Source organism: Escherichia albertii NBRC 107761 = DSM 17582, from assembly GCF_000759775.1.
Lineage (GTDB): Bacteria > Pseudomonadota > Gammaproteobacteria > Enterobacterales > Enterobacteriaceae > Escherichia > Escherichia albertii.
Genome location: NZ_BBMY01000042.1, coordinates 12,090 through 31,861, shown reverse-complemented (window position 1 = coordinate 31,861; position 19,772 = coordinate 12,090). Strand labels below are relative to the sequence as shown.

Annotated in this window: 24 protein-coding genes; 13 read left to right on the top strand and 11 right to left on the bottom strand. The window is 49.0% G+C overall.

What is annotated here, in order from left to right; genetic code table 11:
* Both EA14781_RS09880 and yeaK read left to right on the top strand, forming a co-directional pair.
* Positions 1-905: GAPES1 domain-containing protein (locus tag EA14781_RS09880; protein ID WP_042335568.1), on the top strand; the 905-nt coding region annotated here is incomplete at its 5' end.
* A 42-nt stretch (positions 906-947) separates the two neighbouring features.
* Positions 948-1,451: a mischarged aminoacyl-tRNA deacylase gene (gene yeaK / locus EA14781_RS09875; protein WP_000138035.1), complete on the top strand. Its 504-nt coding sequence runs from the start codon at positions 948-950 to the stop codon at positions 1,449-1,451.
* On the opposite strand, the gene yoaI is transcribed toward yeaK, so the two are convergent.
* Positions 1,452-1,556 carry a small membrane protein YoaI gene (yoaI, locus tag EA14781_RS09870; RefSeq protein WP_042326924.1) on the bottom strand — a complete coding sequence of 35 codons (105 nt, stop codon included), beginning with the start codon at positions 1,554-1,556 and terminating at the stop codon, positions 1,452-1,454.
* A 168-nt stretch (positions 1,557-1,724) separates the two neighbouring features.
* Here yoaI and EA14781_RS09865 point away from each other — a divergent pair, with 168 nt between their 5' ends.
* Entirely contained in the window at positions 1,725-2,171 is a 447-nt protein-coding gene (locus tag EA14781_RS09865) for a DUF441 domain-containing protein (RefSeq protein ID WP_000460712.1), read from the top strand.
* Positions 2,172-2,268: 97 nt separating this feature from the next.
* The gene (locus EA14781_RS09860; protein WP_002462278.1) at positions 2,269-2,616 is read left to right on the top strand and encodes a DUF488 domain-containing protein; all 348 of its coding nucleotides are present in this window, start codon (positions 2,269-2,271) and stop codon (positions 2,614-2,616) included.
* Between the two features lie 21 nt (positions 2,617-2,637).
* Here EA14781_RS09860 and EA14781_RS09855 read toward each other — a convergent pair whose 3' ends face one another.
* The gene (locus EA14781_RS09855; RefSeq protein WP_000691901.1) at positions 2,638-2,892 is read right to left on the bottom strand and encodes a putative hemolysin; all 255 of its coding nucleotides are present in this window, start codon (positions 2,890-2,892) and stop codon (positions 2,638-2,640) included.
* A 181-nt stretch (positions 2,893-3,073) separates the two neighbouring features.
* Here EA14781_RS09855 and EA14781_RS09850 point away from each other — a divergent pair, with 181 nt between their 5' ends.
* The 3 genes from EA14781_RS09850 to yoaJ are packed head-to-tail and all read left to right on the top strand — an operon-like array spanning position 3,074 to position 4,307.
* Positions 3,074-4,099, top strand: a complete 1,026-nt coding sequence (locus EA14781_RS09850; RefSeq protein WP_010341519.1) for a sensor domain-containing diguanylate cyclase — start codon at positions 3,074-3,076, stop codon at positions 4,097-4,099.
* 32 nt (positions 4,100-4,131) lie between these two features.
* Positions 4,132-4,230 (top strand): YoaK family small membrane protein, encoded by a 99-nt coding sequence (locus tag EA14781_RS09845; protein ID WP_025238893.1) that lies wholly within the window; start codon positions 4,132-4,134, stop codon positions 4,228-4,230.
* Between the two features lie 2 nt (positions 4,231-4,232).
* Entirely contained in the window at positions 4,233-4,307 is a 75-nt protein-coding gene (gene yoaJ, locus EA14781_RS24260; RefSeq protein ID WP_077776598.1) for a protein YoaJ, read from the top strand.
* A 51-nt stretch (positions 4,308-4,358) separates the two neighbouring features.
* Here the strand turns inward: yoaJ and EA14781_RS09840 are convergent, their stop codons facing one another.
* The 4 genes from EA14781_RS09840 to dmlR form a co-directional block, all read right to left on the bottom strand.
* Entirely contained in the window at positions 4,359-4,541 is a 183-nt protein-coding gene (locus EA14781_RS09840) for a DUF1869 domain-containing protein (RefSeq protein WP_002462282.1), read from the bottom strand.
* Positions 4,542-4,546: 5 nt separating this feature from the next.
* Positions 4,547-4,906, bottom strand: a complete 360-nt coding sequence (yeaR, locus tag EA14781_RS09835; protein WP_000939315.1) for a DUF1971 domain-containing protein YeaR — start codon at positions 4,904-4,906, stop codon at positions 4,547-4,549.
* A gap of 172 nt (positions 4,907-5,078) precedes the next feature.
* Positions 5,079-5,717, bottom strand: a complete 639-nt coding sequence (leuE, locus tag EA14781_RS09830) for a leucine efflux protein LeuE (RefSeq protein ID WP_000457183.1) — start codon at positions 5,715-5,717, stop codon at positions 5,079-5,081.
* Positions 5,718-5,843: 126 nt separating this feature from the next.
* Entirely contained in the window at positions 5,844-6,767 is a 924-nt protein-coding gene (dmlR, locus tag EA14781_RS09825; RefSeq protein ID WP_002462286.1) for a DNA-binding transcriptional regulator DmlR, read from the bottom strand.
* A 102-nt stretch (positions 6,768-6,869) separates the two neighbouring features.
* Here dmlR and dmlA point away from each other — a divergent pair, with 102 nt between their 5' ends.
* From dmlA to yeaX, 4 genes are all read left to right on the top strand, one after another.
* Positions 6,870-7,955 (top strand): multifunctional D-malate/3-isopropylmalate/tartarate dehydrogenase, encoded by a 1,086-nt coding sequence (dmlA, locus tag EA14781_RS09820; RefSeq protein WP_000978298.1) that lies wholly within the window; start codon positions 6,870-6,872, stop codon positions 7,953-7,955.
* Between the two features lie 250 nt (positions 7,956-8,205).
* Complete coding sequence (yeaV, locus tag EA14781_RS09815; RefSeq protein WP_024164811.1) at positions 8,206-9,816, top strand: BCCT family transporter YeaV; 1,611 nt, start codon at positions 8,206-8,208, stop codon at positions 9,814-9,816.
* A gap of 31 nt (positions 9,817-9,847) precedes the next feature.
* Positions 9,848-10,972: a carnitine monooxygenase, oxygenase subunit YeaW gene (gene yeaW, locus EA14781_RS09810; RefSeq protein WP_000067843.1), complete on the top strand. Its 1,125-nt coding sequence runs from the start codon at positions 9,848-9,850 to the stop codon at positions 10,970-10,972.
* 55 nt (positions 10,973-11,027) lie between these two features.
* Positions 11,028-11,993, top strand: coding sequence for a carnitine monooxygenase reductase subunit YeaX (yeaX, locus tag EA14781_RS09805; RefSeq protein ID WP_000006230.1), 966 nt, complete (start codon positions 11,028-11,030; stop codon positions 11,991-11,993).
* Between the two features lie 57 nt (positions 11,994-12,050).
* Here the strand turns inward: yeaX and rnd are convergent, their stop codons facing one another.
* The 5 genes from rnd to yoaA all read right to left on the bottom strand — a co-directional run bounded on the left by rnd (position 12,051) and on the right by yoaA (position 18,420).
* Complete coding sequence (gene rnd / locus EA14781_RS09800) at positions 12,051-13,166, bottom strand: ribonuclease D (RefSeq protein WP_024164812.1); 1,116 nt, start codon at positions 13,164-13,166, stop codon at positions 12,051-12,053.
* Positions 13,167-13,247: 81 nt separating this feature from the next.
* Positions 13,248-14,933 carry a long-chain-fatty-acid--CoA ligase FadD gene (gene fadD / locus EA14781_RS09795; RefSeq protein WP_077629430.1) on the bottom strand — a complete coding sequence of 562 codons (1,686 nt, stop codon included), beginning with the start codon at positions 14,931-14,933 and terminating at the stop codon, positions 13,248-13,250.
* Between the two features lie 204 nt (positions 14,934-15,137).
* Entirely contained in the window at positions 15,138-15,719 is a 582-nt protein-coding gene (yeaY, locus tag EA14781_RS09790) for a Slp family lipoprotein YeaY (RefSeq protein ID WP_000290583.1), read from the bottom strand.
* A gap of 37 nt (positions 15,720-15,756) precedes the next feature.
* Complete coding sequence (gene tsaB, locus EA14781_RS09785; RefSeq protein WP_001220992.1) at positions 15,757-16,452, bottom strand: tRNA (adenosine(37)-N6)-threonylcarbamoyltransferase complex dimerization subunit type 1 TsaB; 696 nt, start codon at positions 16,450-16,452, stop codon at positions 15,757-15,759.
* Between the two features lie 57 nt (positions 16,453-16,509).
* Entirely contained in the window at positions 16,510-18,420 is a 1,911-nt protein-coding gene (gene yoaA, locus EA14781_RS09780) for a DNA repair helicase YoaA (RefSeq protein WP_000128831.1), read from the bottom strand.
* Positions 18,421-18,551: 131 nt separating this feature from the next.
* Between yoaA and EA14781_RS09775 the strand changes: the two genes are divergently transcribed.
* A complete protein-coding gene (locus EA14781_RS09775) occupies positions 18,552-18,896 on the top strand; it encodes a RidA family protein (RefSeq protein ID WP_002462294.1) in 345 nt (114 codons plus the stop codon).
* A 470-nt stretch (positions 18,897-19,366) separates the two neighbouring features.
* Positions 19,367-19,666: a DUF1889 family protein gene (locus tag EA14781_RS09770; RefSeq protein ID WP_001112002.1), complete on the top strand. Its 300-nt coding sequence runs from the start codon at positions 19,367-19,369 to the stop codon at positions 19,664-19,666.
* Positions 19,667-19,772: the final 106 nt, after the last annotated feature.

Below are 19,772 nucleotides of genomic sequence, written 5' to 3'. Positions count from 1 at the left end.
CCGAAAAGGTATTTACTGGGCGCACCGTGCTGTCGAGTATTTATCAGGATCAGCGCACCAAACAGAACGTAATGAGTTTGCTCACCCCGGTTTATGTATCAGGGGATCTAAAAGGCATTGTTCTGCTGGATATAAGTAAGAACAATCTGCGGAATATTTTTTACACTCACGATCGCCCGCTTCTCTGGCGTTTTCTCAATGTTACTCTGACAGATCTGGACTCGGGCCGGGATATTATCATCAATCAAAGTGAAGATAATCTGTTCCAGTACGTAGATTATGTCCATGATTTGCCGGGCGGTATTCGCGTCACGTTATCCATTGACATTCTTTATTTTGTTACATCATCGTGGAAAAGCGTCGCATTCTGGCTGTTAACAGCATTGATATTACTCAATATGGTACGCATGCACTTCCGGCTATACCAAAACGTAAAACGTGAAAATATCAGTGACGCAATGACCGGGCTGTATAACCGTAAGATATTAACGCCAGAACTGGAGCAGCGCTTACAGCGTCTGGTGCAGGCGGGCTCTGCAGTAATGTTTATTGCCATTGACATGGACAAGTTAAAGCAAATTAATGACACCCTTGGCCATCAGGAAGGGGATTTAGCGATTACTTTGTTAGCTCAGGCAATCAAACAGTCTATTCGTAAAAGCGATTATGCCATCCGCCTGGGCGGTGATGAATTTTGCATCATTCTGGTCGATTCAACGCCGCACACAGCAGCACAATTGCCTGAACGTATCGAAAAACGGTTGCAGCACATTGCCCCACAGAAAGAGATCGGTTTCTCTTCGGGTATTTACGCGATGAAAGAAAACGATACGTTACATGATGCATATAAAGCTTCTGATGAACGTTTGTATGTCAATAAGCAAAACAAAAACAGTCGTTCATGATAATCTTCCGGGGTGGTTTGGTAATAATCTCAGGAGCGTGAAATGACTGAAATGGCTAAAGGAAGCGCGACGCATCAGCGATTAATCGCTTTATTATCACAAGAAGGCGCTAACTTCCGCGTTATTACTCACGAAGCGGTGGGCAAATGTGAAGCGGTGTCCGAGATTCGTGGTACCGCTCTGGGCCAGGGCGCCAAAGCCCTGGTATGTAAAGTAAAAGGTAATGGCGTGAATCAACATGTTCTGGCGATTCTCGCTGCCGATCAACAAGCCGACCTTAGCCAGCTCGCCAGCCATATTGGCGGGTTACGCGCTTCGCTGGCCAGTCCAGCGGAGGTCGATGAACTAACAGGCTGCGTCTTCGGTGCTATTCCACCTTTTAGTTTCCATCCAAAACTCAAACTTGTGGCTGACCCACTGCTCTTCGAGCGATTCGATGAAATCGCCTTCAATGCCGGCATGCTGAATAAATCCATCATACTGAACACTGCGGATTATTTACGCATTGCGCAACCAGAACTGGTCAACTTCCGTCGTACTGCATAATTAACGGGTCCGTTCAAGAAGCAGAACGGACATCACCAGCACGAATGCAATAGTCAGAAACGATGACGTGATAATCAGTGTCTCAACGAACATTTGATCGTTCATGGTATTACCCCCGGAGATAACTGTTTTCACGTTATTGTTAACTTGCGCAAATGGCAATTTAATGACAATTCGCCTGATTTTTATGCAAAATACGTAAATATTTTCTACTACCTTTCTACAGCAAGCGTAAAGTAAGCAGGCTTATTATTTTTTGGCAAGGAAACCACGATGTTTGATGTCACTTTGCTGATCCTGCTCGGATTAGCTGCGCTAGGCTTTATCAGCCATAACACGACTGTCGCCGTTTCAATTCTGGTATTAATCATTGTCCGCGTCACACCATTGAGTACCTTTTTCCCGTGGATTGAAAAACAAGGGTTGAGCATCGGGATAATTATTCTGACCATCGGCGTTATGGCCCCAATAGCCAGCGGAACGCTGCCCCCGTCCACGCTTATTCACTCGTTTCTGAACTGGAAATCAGTTGTCGCTATTGCCGTGGGGGTAATGGTTTCCTGGCTTGGCGGGCGCGGCGTGACCTTAATGGGTAACCAACCGCAACTGGTCGCCGGATTGTTGGTGGGCACGGTTTTAGGCGTGGCGCTTTTTCGCGGTGTGCCAGTCGGTCCGCTTATTGCCGCCGGTCTGGTATCTCTGATTGTCGGGAAACAGTAGACTGTTTTCGGACTCAGTACCCAGAGCAACGAAAACGCGGCTAACACAAAGTGCTATAGTATCTGGCACATCATGCGTGAAAGGGAGAACAAACACGATGAGTATTCAGTGTAAACGCGTCTATGATCCGGCTGAACCGAGCGATGGCTATCGCGTACTGGTTGATCGTCTCTGGCCACGCGGTATTAAGAAAACAGATCTGGCACTTGATGAGTGGAACAAAACCATCACTCCATCAACTGAACTGCGCAAAGCTTTTCATGGCGAAGTGATCGATTTTAATGCCTTTCGCGAACAGTATATTGCAGAACTGGCGCAACACGAGCAAGAAGGGAAACGGCTGGCGGCCATCGCCAACAAACAGCCGCTGACCCTACTCTACTCGGCAAAAAACACCACGCAGAACCATGCGCTGGTGCTGGCCGACTGGCTACGTAACTTGTGATTTTAGTCCGGCATCCGGCGGTTATTTTTCACCAGCCGGATGATCCCGCCGCCACAATGCCCATTCATCAATCGTTTCACCGTTCGGTAATTTACAATTGTTGCTGACTCCTTGCGGTGTCTGCACGGGAATAAGCGTACCGCCCTTTTGCTGGCAATAAACTGAAGCAGGATTTGCCATGCCGACATACGGCGGTTTTGGCGCATCAGGCTGAGAAGACGTTGAACAACCCGACAGGATTAGCAAGCACGGAAAAGCAAAACTGATAATTTTCATAGTTGATCTCATACGTTTATCTGCACCTAAGAGTATCCCGGTATCGTTTTGTTTTGCAGAACTATTTCTCTTGCATTCAGTTAAAATATATTTTGTTTAGTTTCATCTTTTATGGTGATGATTTATCATACCTGTAAAGATTAAATTTTCAGCACAATACCTGCCATTCTGGAGTTCTTTCGTGTCAGATCAGATCATTGCCCGCGTCTCGCAGTCACTCGCTAAAGAACAGTCTCTGGAAAGTCTGGTTCGGCAACTTCTGGAAATGCTGGAAATGGTCACGGATATGGAGTCGACGTATCTCACCAAAGTGGACATCGAAGCACGTCTGCAACACATTATGTTTGCCCGTAACAGCCAGAAAATGCACATCCCGGAGAATTTTTCCGTCTGCTGGGATTATTCTTTGTGCAAACGCGCTATCGACGAAAATTGCTTTTTTAGTGATGACGTTCCCGACCGTTGGGGAGATTGCATCGCCGCGCGCAATCTGGGGATCACCACTTTTCTAAGCACGCCGGTTCATTTACCTGACGGCTCATTTTATGGCACGCTTTGTGCGGCCAGCAGTGAAAAACGCCCGTGGAGCGAACGGGCAGAGCAAGTTTTGCAGCTATTCGCCGGACTGATTGCGCAATACATTCAAAAAGAGGCTCTGGTTGAGCAATTGCGTGAAGCCAATGCCGCTCTGATTGCACAATCTTATACCGACGCTTTGACGGGCCTACCGAATCGACGGGCGATTTTTGATAATCTGACGACGCTGTTTTCTCTCGCCCGCCACCTGAAATGTAAGGCGATTATTGCTTTTATTGATCTGGATAACTTTAAATTAATCAATGATCGTTTCGGTCATAATGCTGGCGATCTGTTTCTTATTCAGGTTGGCGAACGTCTTAATACGCTGCATCAGAATGGCGAAATTATCGGTCGTCTCGGCGGGGATGAATTTCTGGTCGTTTCTCTGGCTGATGAAAATGCCAATATCCCGTCATTGCGGGGACGTATTGAACAGCAAATACGTGGCGAGTACCGCTTAGGCGATATTAACCTGTTTTACCCTGGCGCCAGCCTTGGCATAGTTGAAGTGGATCCTGAAACAACCGATGCCGACAGCGCCTTACATGCAGCCGATGTTGCGATGTATCAGGAGAAAAAACACAAAGAGAAAACACCTTTTGTCGCGCATTCAGCTTTGCATTCCTGAAGCGTATTCACATCCTTTTCTTTGGTGATAACATGCGAATCGGTATTATTTTTCCTGTCGTGATCTTTATTACGGCAGTCACATTTTTAGCGTGGTTTTTTATTGGCGGCTATGCTGCCCCTGGAGCATAAAGATGAAAAAAACAACAATTATAATGATGGGTATGGCAATTATTGTCGTCCTCGGTACTGAACTGGGATGGTGGTAATACCGCATCTGTAAAAGCAAAGGCTGCCCGCAAGCAGCCTTTGTTCAATAATTACCAACCACAAACATCATGTTCGTTTTCCGTGTCATAAGAGCGCACGGTATTCACCAGATCTTTTATCACTTCAGCCGCCACTTCTGGCACCAGCAATGTCATCGGCGTCTCAGTTTCATAATCGACAGAGACGCCATTACTGTTATTGGTGACGGTTACGGTATATGTTGCTTTACTCATACAATTCATTTCCCGCTACGAATGACTTTCCGCTGTTTTGCGCCTTCCATCAGGACTTCGGGAGCAACGAAGAAGTCAATGTTGAAATAAGTATCATCAGTCATGGCTTCAATGTTGTGCCACTTTTCTGGCGGAAACACCGCAAACTGCCCTGCTTCAATGAGAATCACCTGATCGGGCTCTGCGCTGTGCTCATCGGCATAACCGAGATATTTGACCGCCCCATGCATAACGGATAACCGCGGATAAACTCCTGGACGCGTTCCTTTATCAAGATGACGTTCGAATATTCCGGCTGGCGCCGTTTGTTTATTCCAGAAAGGTGTCGAGCGCGTATGAATATAATTTTGTGGGATTTGCAGCATTCTTTTCCCTCCTTAGGTAAATGCGCTGAAAACGGTTCATTCCAGCCATTTCAGGGTACGCCTGATAATTTGCATTTTAAATACCATTTATTGGTTATTTTTTAGCATCATATCAACAATAAATTGAGGTGAATTTCAGACGGGAAGCCCGCGAAATCGCGGGCGGGGAGAATTAAGATTGTAGTGTTGCCAGCCGTGCAGCAAAACCGACAAACATCAGACCGATCAGCGAGTTGCCTACTTTTGCCAGTTTCTTTTTAGTACGAATGTATTGCGTGACGAATGCGCCGGAAATAATCAGGAAACTCAAATAACAGAAGCTTACCAGCTCCAGTGTCGTCGCCAGGATAAAGAATGAAATCCCGGTATGCGGCGCATTAACGTCGATAAACTGCACGAAAAACGACACATAAAACAAAATGGCTTTCGGATTGGTCAGGCTCAAAATTAACGCACGCTTGAAGATGGCCCCGTATTGTGGCTCATCGGATTTAGCCTCGCTATTTTTCCCCTTCAGGGTCGCGTAGAGAATTTTGCTCCCCAGATAGAGCAAATAAAATGCACCGAGATAACGTACAATATTAAATAATATCGGCGTGGTCTTAATTAATGTTGCAACACCTGCCCATGCGAGAAACATCAATACCGCATCGCCAATAAATACGCCACAGGCAGCAAGATAACCGCCTTTTACCCCACTGCTGACGCTATTTTTCAGCACAAACAGCGTATTTGGCCCAGGTACCAACACGATAAAAATGGCTCCCGCCAGATAGGTCCAGTAATTCAGCACCCCGTATTCAGCGAACACATCAACCTCTTTTATTATCTGTGAATCACGCGCGAGTAAAGACGAATATGCTAACCAATCCGCAACGGGTAAGAAAGGAGAAAATCAGGTTTAAACCTGACAATAACCAGACAATTGAATTATTAATCACCCCTGACCCAGTGAAAAATTCGGATGGTGGCGGGCAAAATACTGACGCAAAAATTCAACCGTAATCCGCACCTTCGCTGACGTAGCCAGTCGCGAAACATATACCGCCCAGACATTTGCGGGTTGGTAATACTCTGGCAATACCTGCAACAAATGGCCGCTGGCGATATTTTCGCTAACATCCCACCAGGATCGCAGAGCAATCCCCTGACCATCGAGACACCACTGATGCACAATTTCACCATGATTGGACGACAGCGGGCCGGTGACTTTAATCGCATGATGACCGTCTTTATTATGCAATTGCCAGACGCCAAACGGATGATCGCGCTCTTTAATGACCAGACACGGTAATGCAGAAAGATCCGTTAAATGCTTCGGCAAGCCATGTTGCGCAATAAACTCCGGTGACGCGCAGAGAATACGGTAATTTGTCGCCAGTTTACGGGCGATTAAATTGGGGGCGATATCATCGCCAATACGAATATCCAGATCGACGCCTTCATTGACCAAATCGACCAGGCGGTCTTCGACATCAAAACGTAACTCCAGTTGTGGATATGCTTTCGCCAGCGCCGACAGCGCCGGGGCGACGACCTGCCGTCCAAAGCCAAAGCTACTGATAATCCGCAACATTCCCTGTGGTACCTGGCGAACATCAGAAAGCTCATCCATCATCTGCCCGACATCCTGCAATATGCGCTGTGCCCATTCATAAATCCGCTCACCTTCTTCAGTGATAGTGACGCGTCGGGTAGTACGATGTAATAGCACCACATTCAACGTTTGTTCCAGCAAGGCGATGCGCTTGCTGACGAAAGCAGGAGAAACGCCCAGCTCTTCAGCAACGGCGGCAAAACCAGCCCGACGAGCGACCAGCATAAAGACGCGCAAATCGTTCAGCAGCGGTAAATTATTCATGATTCGTGTTTTATGTTTCACCAGTTGCGGGGATTAATTCCTGAACAGTCAATTATAGGATGGTGACATTGTCAATTTTGATGGTCAGGAAGTGAGAACCCAATGATGAAAACATTTCGTATCGCTGCAATCCCCGGAGATGGGATCGGTAAAGAAGTCCTTCCTGAAGGGATTCGTGTTTTACAGGCTGCCGCTAAACGCTGGGGCTTCGCCTTAAGCTTTGAGCAAATGGAATGGGCAAGCTGCGAGTATTACCGCCATCACGGCAAAATGATGCCGGACGACTGGCATGAGCAACTCAGCGAGTTCGACGCTATCTACTTCGGCGCCGTCGGCTGGCCGGATACGGTTCCTGACCATATTTCGTTGTGGGGATCGCTGCTAAAATTTCGTCGTGAGTTTGACCAGTACGTCAACCTGCGCCCGGTTCGCCTTTTTCCTGGCGTCCCCTGCCCACTGGTCGATAAACAGCCTGGCGAGATCGATTTTTACGTTGTACGCGAGAACACGGAAGGTGAGTACTCATCGCTGGGAGGCCGCCTGAACGAAGGCACAGAGCATGAAGTTGTTATTCAGGAATCAGTATTTACCCGCCGTGGCGTCGACCGTATTTTGCGTTATGCCTTCGAATTAGCGCAAAGCCGCCCGCGCAAGACTCTCACTTCCGCCACGAAATCTAACGGTTTGGCCATCAGCATGCCTTACTGGGATGAGCGTGTTGCAGCAATGGCAGAAAATTACCCGGAGATCCGCTGGGATAAACAGCATATCGATATTCTTTGTGCACGTTTTGTGATGCAACCGGAACGCTTTGATGTCGTGGTAGCGTCTAATTTATTTGGCGACATTCTTTCCGACCTTGGTCCGGCCTGTACCGGCACAATCGGCATTGCCCCTTCCGCCAACCTGAATCCAGAACGAAACTTCCCGTCGCTTTTCGAGCCGGTTCACGGTTCTGCGCCCGATATTTACGGTAAAAATATTGCCAACCCTATCGCGACTATTTGGGCCGGTGCAATGATGCTGGATTTCCTCGGTAATGGCGATGAACGATTCCAGCAAGCACATAATGGTATTCTGGCGGCAATTGAAGAAGTCATTGCTCACGGGCCGAAAACACCGGACATGAAAGGTAATGCCACCACACCACAAGTTGCTGACGCAATTTGCGAGGTTATTTTCCGTTAAGGTCAAACCAGTTTATTTGAACCGCGTCACTGACGCGGTTTTTTTATTCACTCTTTACAGTAAATAACCTGCGCGATTTCACCTTTTATTGTTTCCGTTTCGTGTTTTATGGCTTTCCGTATTCTTAATTGTTTAATTTATGTAGCATGCAAATAATCAATTTGTTAAACACAACAGACGATTCATTACCCTGCACATAATTACAACTGGCAAAAGCCAGCGACGGGCTTTTATGCCCAGGAGATGACTCATAATGAGCAACGTTAAGAAAAAAGATTTGCCGCTGATTGCCATCAGCCTGGTGGCTATTCTTTTCATCGCAGCGACATTAAGCCTTTTCCCACAACAGTCCGCAGATGCGGCAAACACAATATTTAGCTTTGTCACCCGCATGTTAGGTTCTGCCGTTCAGGTATTAGTTTTACTGGCTATGGGGTTAGTGATTTATTTAGCCACCAGCAAATACGGCAATATTCGTCTTGGCGAGGGTAAGCCGGAATACAGCACGCTCTCCTGGCTGTTTATGTTTATTTGCGCCGGATTGGGCTCCTCCACTCTTTATTGGGGGGTCGCGGAATGGGCCTATTATTACCAAACACCGGGTTTGAACATTACACCGCGTTCGCAACAGGCGCTCGAATTTAGCGTTCCCTACTCCTTCTTCCACTGGGGTATCAGCGCCTGGGCTACCTATACGCTGGCCTCTTTAATCATGGCCTATCACTTTCATGTACGGAAAAATAAAGGCCTGAGCCTTTCAGGCATTATTGCTGCTATTACGGGCGTTAGTCCGCAAGGGCCGTGGGGAAGACTGGTTGATTTGATGTTCCTGATCGCCACTGTCGGCGCGTTGACTATTTCTCTGGTGGTGACAGCGGCAACCTTTACTCGCGGACTTTCCGCGCTAACCGGTCTACCAGATAACTTCACCGTACAGGCCTTTGTGATCCTGCTTTCCGGCGGCATTTTTTGCCTTAGCTCGTGGATTGGTATCAACAACGGTTTGCAGCGTCTGAGCAAAATGGTGGGCTGGGGTGCGTTCCTGCTGCCATTGTTGGTTCTGATTATTGGCCCAACAGAATTTATTACCAACAGCATCATCAATGCCATCGGTCTGACCACACAAAACTTCCTGCAAATGAGTTTGTTTACCGATCCGCTCGGCGATGGTTCGTTCACCCGCAACTGGACCGTTTTTTACTGGCTCTGGTGGATCTCTTACACGCCCGGCGTAGCAATGTTCGTCACCCGTGTTTCGCGTGGTCGTAAGATTAAAGAAGTTATCTGGGGACTTATCCTTGGGAGCACCGTCGGTTGCTGGTTCTTCTTCGGTGTGATGGAAAGCTATGCCATTCACCAGTTCGTTAAAGGCGTGATCAACGTCCCGCAAGTGCTGGAAACGCTGGGCGGTGAAACTGCTGTGCAACAAGTTCTGATGTCATTACCCGCCGGTAAATTGTTCCTCGCCGCCTATCTGGGCGTGATGATTATTTTCCTCGCCTCCCATATGGACGCGGTGGCCTATACCATGGCAGCCACCAGCACGCGCAATCTTCAGGAAGGCGACGATCCCGATCGTGGACTGCGTCTTTTCTGGTGCGTAGTGATTACCCTGATCCCACTTTCGATCTTATTTACTGGCGCCTTACTGGAAACGATGAAAACCACCGTGGTGCTCACCGCCCTTCCCTTCCTCGCTATTTTATTGGTGAAAGTAGGCGGATTAATTCGCTGGTTAAAACAGGATTATGCCGATATTCCTGCCCATCAAATTGAAAATTATCTCCCGCAAACACCGGTCATCACGTCAGAAAAGACACCGGCTATCCCGGCAGAAACCGTATTCAAAGGCGACAACTGAGCGCCATCATCCTAACGATAAAGGTATCCCTATGAGCAATCTGAGCCCTGACTTAGTTCTACCAGAAAATTTTTGCGCCAATCCTCAGGATGCGTGGACCATTCCGGCCCGTTTCTATACTGACCAGAACGCCTTTGAGCACGAAAAAGAAAACGTCTTCGCAAAAAGCTGGATTTGCGTCGCCCACAGTAGCGAACTGGCGAATGCCAATGATTATGTAACACGCGAAATCATTGGAGAAAGTATCGTACTGGTGCGCGGACGCGATAAAGTTCTGCGCGCGTTCTATAACGTTTGCCCACACCGTGGTCATCAGTTATTGAGCGGTGAAGGGAAAGCGAAAAATGTGATTACTTGTCCATATCACGCCTGGGCATTCAAACTTGATGGTAACCTGGCTCATGCGCGTAACTGTGAAAACGTCGCTAATTTCGATAGTGAAAAAGCACAACTGGTCCCGGTGCGCCTGGAAGAGTATGCCGGATTCGTCTTCATCAACATGAACCCCAATGCGACCAGCGTAGAAGATCAACTACCGGGGCTGGCGGCAAAAGTCATTGAAGCCTGCCCGGAAGTGCACGACCTGAAACTGGCAGCCCGCTTCACCACTCGCACCCCCGCCAACTGGAAGAACATTGTCGATAACTATCTCGAGTGCTATCACTGTGGTCCGGCGCACCCTGGATTCTCCGACTCCGTTCAGGTTGACCGCTACTGGCACACGATGCACGGCAACTGGACGCTGCAATACGGCTTCGCCAAACCGTCCGAACAGTCTTTTAAATTTGAAGAAGGTACGGACGCGGCATTCCATGGTTTCTGGCTGTGGCCGTGCACCATGTTAAACGTCACGCCGATCAAAGGAATGATGACTGTGATTTATGAATTTCCTGTTGATTCGGAAACCACCCTGCAAAATTACGATATTTACTTCACCAATGAAGAACTCACTGATGAACAAAAATCGCTGATTGAATGGTATCGCGATGTCTTCCGCCCGGAAGATTTACGTCTGGTGAAAAGCGTACAGAAAGGGCTGAAGTCTCGCGGATATCGCGGGCAAGGTCGCATCATGGCCGACAGCAGCGGTAGCGGGATTTCTGAACATGGCATCGCTCATTTTCACAACCTGCTGGCACAGGTGTTTAAAGACTGATGACATCGGCGGCGGTTATTCCCGCCGCCGGGCTGATTTTTGATGGAGTACAGCAATGTCAGAATATCGAATGTTTGAAGTTCAGGTGAGCAAGATTGAGCAACTTACCAACGAGGTTAAACGTTTCACCCTGGTTTCTCCCGATGGCAAACTGCTGCCTGCGTTCAGCGGTGGAAGTCATATCATTGTGCAGATGGGGGATGAAGATAACCAGTACAGCAATGCGTATTCATTGTTAAGTTCGCCGCACGACGCTTCTTGTTATCAGATTGCCGTTCGACTGGAAGAAAATTCACGCGGCGGTTCGCGCTTCTTGCATCATCAGGTTAAATCAGGCGATCGGTTGACTATTTCGACGCCGAATAATCTGTTTGCACTGGCCCCTTCGGCACATAAACATCTGTTTATCGCCGGCGGCATTGGCATCACCCCTTTCCTGTCGCATCTTGGCGAGTTACAACAAAGCAACATCGACTGGCGGTTACATTACTGTTCGCGGAACCCGGAGAGTTGTGCATTCCGTGATGAATTAAACCGACATCCACAGGCAGATAAAATTCATTTGCATCACTCATCAGACGGTACACGCCTGGAGTTAGCACGTTTGTTAGCGGATATTGCACCGGGCACGCATATCTACACCTGTGGTCCAACAGCGTTAAATGATGCCGTGAAAAATGAAGCTGCTCGTCTGGGGATCGCCGCTGATACGCTGCATTTTGAGCAGTTTACAATTGAAGACAAAACTGGCGATGCATTTACACTGGTACTTGCCCGCTCTGGAAAAGAGTTTGTGGTGCCGAAAGAGATGACCATTTTGCAGGTCATAGAGAGTAATAAAGCGGCAAAAGTAGAATGTTTATGTCGTGAAGGAATATGTGGTACTTGTGAAACGGCAATTCTGGAAGGCGAGGCTGACCACCGGGACCAGTATTTCAGTAATGAGGAGCGCGCCAGCCAGCAGAGTATGTTGATCTGCTGTTCGCGCGCTAAGAGTAAACGACTGGTGCTGGATTTGTAATTATTTACCCGAAGCCGGATGCGAAGCTAGTTGCGCCCAGTCCGGCTTACAAATATTTTACTGCGGATATTCCTGCAATAAGTTGTGTAATGCTTCCGCCATCAGTTCACCACGCCAGCCGGAAATCAGCTCCGGCAAATTATTCTGCGGTTTTAACTTCCAGTGCCAGTTCAGCAACTGATTTATCTGTCGGCGCGATGCCAGCAATTCAGCGCTAATCTTGTGCGTTTCGCTCACATCAGTAATCAGCGATTTAATCGCCTTAAACACCTTACGATAACCAGGCATATCCATCAGATTAAGCATCGGCTGCGGTAATGCGTCTTCAGGCAATGCCTGTGCTTTCTCCACCAGCGCCAGCAGCGTTTTACCGTGGAAACGGATTTCGCTACCGGATAAGCCCAGACTATCCAGTTCGCCCAAACTGCCCGGCATATAGCGCGCTACCGACCACAGATGTTCTTCGCGAACGACAAAATTTACCGCCAGATCGCGCTCCCGCGCCTTGCGCAGACGCCAGTCCGCTAACAATTGCAGACACGCCAGTTGGCGCGTACGCAACTGCCAGGCATTCGTGATATCACGCCATGCCTCTTCCGGCGCCAGCACTTCCTGACGACGGATTTGCATCAGGCGGCATTCATCCAGCGCGGCAGGGAGCCAGCCAGAGGCTTCGGTTTCAGCCATCAGTTTTGTGGTGATCGGTAATAAATACCGGACGTCCGCCGCCGCATATTCACACTGACGTTCCGTCAATGGTCTGGCCAGCCAGTCGGTGCGCGATTCGCTCTTATCCAGCGTAACGCCGGAATACTCTTCCACCATGGAAGCAAAGCCCCATGACATCGGACGACCGCAGAAAGCCGCGAGGATTTGGGTATCAATAAGAGGTTGAGGTAACTCACCAAAAACGTTGAGGAAGACCTCCAGATCCTCACTGCCCGCATGGAGGAATTTGGTGATGGACGGATCACGCAGTATCGCCTTCAGCGGCGACCAGTCAGTGATCCCAAGTGGATCGATCAGCGCGAGATGTTCGCCATCAAAAAGTTGAATCAAACCCAATTGTGGGTAATAAGTGCGCGTACGAACAAATTCAGTATCCAGGGCTATCGCCGGAAAGGCACGGACAGCTTCACACAAAGAAGCCAGCGCATCGTCCGTGGTAATCATTTGGTAATTCAAATTGTATTCTCTTTAGTGGGCGCCAAAAAAAACGCCGGATTAACCGGCGTCTGACGACTGACTTAACGCTCAGGCTTTATTGTCCACTTTGCCACGTGCTTCGTCACGTAATTCTCGTCGCAAAATTTTTCCGACGTTTGATTTCGGTAACTCATCACGAAATTCAACCAGCTTTGGCACCTTATAACCCGTAAGCTGGCGACGGCAAAAGGTCACCAGCGACTCGTCAGTGAGCGATGGATCTTTCTTCACCACAAAGATTTTCACGGCTTCGCCGCTGGAACCGGAAGGCACGCCAACGGCAGCCACCTCCTGTACGCCAGGATGCTGCATAACAACATCTTCAATCTCATTGGGATAGACGTTAAAACCGGAAACCAGAATCATGTCTTTTTTACGATCGACAATGCGCAGGAAACCCTCTTCGTCCATCACCGCGATATCGCCAGTATGAAGCCAACCATTTTTGATGATTTCATCGGTGGCATCCGGGCGCTGCCAGTAACCCAGCATCACCTGTGGACCTTTGACACAAAGTTCCCCCGGCTGCCCCGGCGGTACTTCATTGTCGTCATCATCCACCAGTCGGGCTTCCGTCGACGGCACAGGTAAGCCGATGCTGCCGCTGTGATAATCAATGTCGTACGGATTAACGCTTACCAGCGGCGCACATTCGGTTAAACCATAACCTTCCAGCAGATACTGTCCGGTCAGTTTCACCCAACGTTCAGCCACCACCTGTTGAACGGGCATACCGCCGCCAGCAGAAAGATGCAAACTGGAGAAATCCAGTTGTTGGAACTCTTTATTGTTCAGCAAGGCGTTAAACAATGTGTTGACGCCGGTAATAGCGGTAAACGGGTATTTCGCTAATTCTTTGACCAGCCCCGGAATATCACGCGGGTTAGTGATAAGCAGGTTCTGCCCGCCCAGTTCAATAAACAGCAGACAGTTAATGGTTAAAGCGAAAATGTGATACAGCGGTAATGCGGTCACCACCAGCTCTTTACCCGGATGCAACAACGGCCCATAAGTTGCGTGTACCTGCTCCAGATTCGCCAGCATATTGCGGTGAGTCAGCATCGCTCCTTTCGCCACCCCCGTGGTGCCGCCAGTATATTGCAGGAAGGCTAAATCTTCCGGCACCAGTTCGGGTTTGACATATTGCATCCGATAACCGTTATGCAGGGCGCTGCGAAACGAAATAGCATCTGGCAGATGATATTTGGGGACCAGACGCTTGATGTATTTAACCACGAAGTTAACCAGCGTGCCTTTTGCGGTGGAGAGCTGATCACCCATGCGCGTCAAAATAACGTGCTGGACGGCTGTTTTATCAACCACTTTCTCCAGTGTGTGAGCAAAGTTAGACACGATAACAATCGCCGATGCGCCGCTGTCGTTAAGCTGATGCTCAAGTTCGCGCGGGGTGTATAACGGGTTAACGTTTACAACGATCATTCCGGCACGGAGAATACCGAACAGCGCCACCGGATACTGCAATAAGTTAGGCATCATTAACGCAACGCGATCGCCCTTTTTAAGCCCCAGCCCTTGTTGCAAATAGGCGGCAAACGCACGGCTGCGTTCTTCCAGCTTGCGGAAGGTCATCACCTCCCCCATATTCACAAACGCAGGTTGATCGGCGTAGCGTGCGACCGATTGCTCAAACATATCTACCAGAGATTGATAACGGTCAGGGTTGATCTCCGTCGGAACATCCGCTGGATAACGGTTAAGCCAAACCTTCTTCAATTCTTCACCTCTAAAATGCGTGTTCGTCGTCATCGCAACCCCAAGCGGCATACATATTGTTAACATAATATTAACTCATCATACCAGCTTGATAATTCCCCAACGAAAAGGTTGCGAAGCGCGTCACTATTTATTTTTATCTTTACCGTAATAATGCAGAAACAGCGGACCAGCCGCTGTTTCTTTTTCTTTAAAAACAAGAAATTACTCAGTTACAACAGTTTCTACTCTCGCGGGCCCAGGATTATACCAGCCCCATCCACCATAGCCATAGGGCCAGCCGCGTCCGCCATAAAACCACGGTTCAATCGGCTGCGGCGGCATAATCACCTGCTGGGTCAAATGCCAACGTTTATAACCCGTTGCCTGCATAACCATAAATTTGTACGGCGTATTGCCAATTTTGCCGTCTACTGTACCGGTGATTGGCCCGACAACCGTCACCAGTTGCCCACGGAAATCGACCGGGTCAAGAAAACCATTCACATCGGCATAAATGCGCCCGCGCGACGGTTCTCCAGGTGTTGGTCTGGCGCCACTATCAAGCGGTACGGTGGCAATTTCCAGACGGGTTTTCCCTTGTTGGTTTTGCACCGCGACCACTTTGCCGCCAAAGCGCGCCTCCTGACCAACGTACAGTTGCGGCGCGCTCATCACCCGAACTAAATCTTGTTGCGGCGTTGGACTACTGCCTTTAATAGCATCCGGCACGGTGACACAGCCGCTCAGCATTAGCGCAAACGTACTCGCCAGTATGCCTTTGATTACATTTTTTTGAACCGCCATGATGCGACTCCTTTTTCTCAGGGCATACTCTTAAGATTCATTCTTTGCCCGGAAGTTTCTTCCACGCGACGTTGTTACGTAAATAAACCGGTTCGGCGTGTTCCACTGCCACCGTTTTACCCTCAGCCAGCATCTGACAGGCAATCGGCAGCATATCTTCTGCGGCGGGCAGTAACACTTCACCATCGCGCAAAACCAGCCCGCTCTCTTTGCCGAGATCCGGCCAGGCTTGCCAGCCTGTCCCCACAGTCACCCATTCGCCGGAAAGCTGTTGCATCCGCTCATGGACTAATTCAGGTTTCAGCACTGCTTCTGTTTCTTCACCGTGCCAGACGCCATTTTCATCGCGCTGATACTCGGCCCAGTAAACTTCGCCCATTCGCGCGTCAATAGCAGCCAGCACGCGGGTCGCACCGTTTTTACGCCATGCGCCTTGCGCCATCGTCATTAGCGTGGAAACGCCAATCATCGGCAATTCAGCGCCAAGCGCCAGCCCTTGCGCAATGCCAATGCCTATACGTACGCCGGTAAAACTACCGGGACCACGTCCGTAGGCTAATGCATTTATGTCAGTCAGGGAGGTTCCACTGGTGGTCAGGATATCCTGCACCATAGGTAAGATTCGTTGAGTATGTTCGCGTGGACAAAGCTCGAAATGAGCGTTGACAGTACCGTCATTCCACAATGCGACAGAGCAGGCCTCTGTCGCGGTATCGATAGCCAGAATTCGCATGGGTCTTCGTGCTTAGATCAATAAAAAGGCGCGCATCATACCATACTCCGTAACAAATTACCTGGAGGATGGTATTGCGAGAAAACGAACTGCACGGGCAATATCCCTGGTACGCGGTGCGGGTGGCAGACTGGCGAGAAAAGTCGCGCCATAGGGACGCATCACCAGCCGATTGTCACAAATCACCAACACACCGCGATCGTCGGCGTCACGAATCAAACGCCCTACGCCCTGCTTGAGAGTGATCACCGCATCCGGCAGTTGCACTTCATCGAACGGGTCGCCGCCACGCAGGCGGCAGTCTTCCATTCGCGCTTTTAGTAAGGGATCGTCCGGCGAGGTAAACGGCAACTTATCGATAATCACCAGCGACAGCGTATCGCCGCGTACATCAACCCCTTCCCAGAAACTACTGGTCGCGACCAGTAGTGCGTTACCCGCACTGACGAATTGCTGCAACAGTTGCCCCTTACTGGTTTCTCCTTGTAACAGTACGGGAAGCGTCATGGTGGCGCGGAACTGCTCAGCCAGATCGCGCATCATGGCGTGTGAGGTACACAGCATAAAGCAGCGACCATTGTTAGCTTCGATGATCGGACGCAACATTGCCGCTAACTGACGAGCAGAACCCGGTTGATTGGTTTGCGGCAGATTACGCGGCACACACAGTAACGCCTGACGGCTGTAATCAAACGGGCTTGGCAACAGCAACGACTCGGCGTGTTCAATACCAAGCCGCGAGGTGAAATGATGCAAATCGTCATTCACCGACAACGTGGCCGAAGTAAAGATCCAGCTACCAGGCTTTTGTTCCATTAATTCTTTGAATTTATCCGCCACGCTTAGCGGTGTCAGCGCCAGAGTGAAGTGACGTGATGTACATTCGTACCAATAGCTGTAACCCGGCTGATTGATCTCTTTTAATCGCTTCAACCGTGTGCGATACAGCGTGGCACGCTCAAATGCCGCATCCAGCAAGGCGGAACGCCCCAACGACAATTTCGCGACGTCGTAACAAAGCTCAAGAGTGTCATCAAGCAATAAAAATGCCCGCTGAATTTGCGGATTCGCTAACAGTTCACGCAGATTACCGCGATACCCCGGTTCGCCGAGTTGCAGACGAAAATCCTGCGCGCTCTGGGCAAGACGATCGGCACATTTTTGCAACTGCTGGGTGTCTTTTAATTCAGTGCGATAGGCGATGGTGATATCTTTTGCCAGGTCAAGCAACTGTCGGCTGGAGAGCGACTGACCAAAGTACTGGCTGGCAATATCCGGCAACTGGTGGGCTTCGTCGAAGATCATGACGTCAGCTTCTGGGATCAACTCGCCAAATCCGCTCTCTTTAACCACCATATCCGCCAGAAACAGATGATGGTTCACCACCACCACATCGGCATCCATCGCTTTTTTGCGCGCTTTAACCACAAAGCAATCTTTATACATCGGGCAATCACTGCCAAGGCAGTTATCGTTGGTACTGGTTACCAGCGGCCACGCCTGTGAATCTTCCGTCACGCTGACGCAGGTGCTGATATCACCATCCACTGTTTGATTAGACCAGGAACGCAGGAGGATCACATCGCTTAACGTTTGTACCGGCAGATCGCCGCCCGCCAGCGCCTGCTGCTCGAGACGTTCGAGGCAGAGATAGTTTGATCGCCCTTTCAGTAACGCCACATTGCCCGTGTATTTCAGCGCCTTTGCCACCGTCGGCAAATCACGGCTGTAGAGCTGATCCTGTAACGCTTTTGAGCCCGTCGAGATAATGACTTTCTTTTTCGCCCGCAACGCAGGGGCCAGGTAAGCGTAGGTTTTGCCCGTACCGGTTCCCGCTTCAACGACCAGCGGTTGACCTTTTTCTATCGCCTGGGTGACGGCAACCGCCATCTGCCGTTGTGGCTCACGCGGTTTAAAGCCTGGTATCGCTTTCGCCAGTTGACCGTCTGGTGCAAAATCGTCCGTCACACTACCCCCTGTTGATTTGAACAGGGATTATGTCAGGCCAGACTGATTTTCGCCAGTTGAAGTGGTGACGACGACCTCACGTTGTGGCAGTCTTTGCAGCACATAAATGGGATGATAATGAGGATAAAATGATGACAATCGTTCGTATTGACGCCGAAGCCCGCTGGTCTGATGTGGTGATCCACAACAATACGCTCTACTACACTGGCGTACCGGAAAACCTTGACGCCGATGCGTTTGAGCAAACCGCGAATACGCTGGCGCAAATTGATGCGGTGCTGGAAAAACAAGGCAGTAATAAGTCGCGCATTCTGGATGTCACGATTTTCCTGGCCGATAAAAATGATTTTGCAGCAATGAATAAAGCGTGGGATGCCTGGGTTGTCGCGGGTCATGCGCCGGTGCGCTGCACAGTGCAAGCAGGTCTGATGAATCCGCAGTATAAGGTTGAAATTAAGATTATCGCGGCGGTTTAATTACCTAAAATTTTATACCCAGACAAAATCACACAATAATTTATCGAAAATACTGGTCGATTTTGAACAATCGACCAGTACCTCTATAGTTTACTTTTGATAAAATATGAAATCTTTCAGGAGTCTTATTTTCGACAAATAATTAATTGTACACTTCGATGATTTTCACTCTATTTATACAAAAGAATATTAATCACAGTAAATTACTACAACAACTTAATATCTCAGTTAATGTGTTCTGATTTACTTTACGATACATCCGCGCTCCGAAAGGGATCTGCCAGAAGCCCGGAGAAGCGCACTTAATTTGCCGCACATCTGCACGTAACTCGTCATGTTCTGCTACCTTTAAAATGCCTGAATGTCAACAGGATAACTCATGATATATGGTTATAATCCCTTTGATATTGGATGCAATTTAAGGTCATATATAGCCTTATCGATCACATGGTTAATTTAAGGACAAGAATATGCCTGCAGTAATTGATAAAGCACTGGATTTCATTAGTGCCATGGATATATCAGCATCAATACCCAGCTCCATGAATGAAAGCACAGCGAAGGGAATATTTAAGTATTTGAAAGAACTGGGCGTCCCCGCAACCACCAGCGATATTACTACGCGAGCGAGTCAGGAAGACTGGAATCCAGGATTCACGGAAAAAATGGTTGGCTGGGCAAAAAAGATGGAGTCTGGCGAACGCGTTGTGATTAAAAATCCTGAATATTTTTCGACATATATGCAGGAAGAACTCAAGGCGCTTGTGTGAGTTAAAACGCGATCACGAAAAATCGACCAGGACGCTTTCATTGACCTCAAAAAAGCGTCCATTTTTACCATTATGTATAACCCGTATCCCTCTTTTACTGATGACG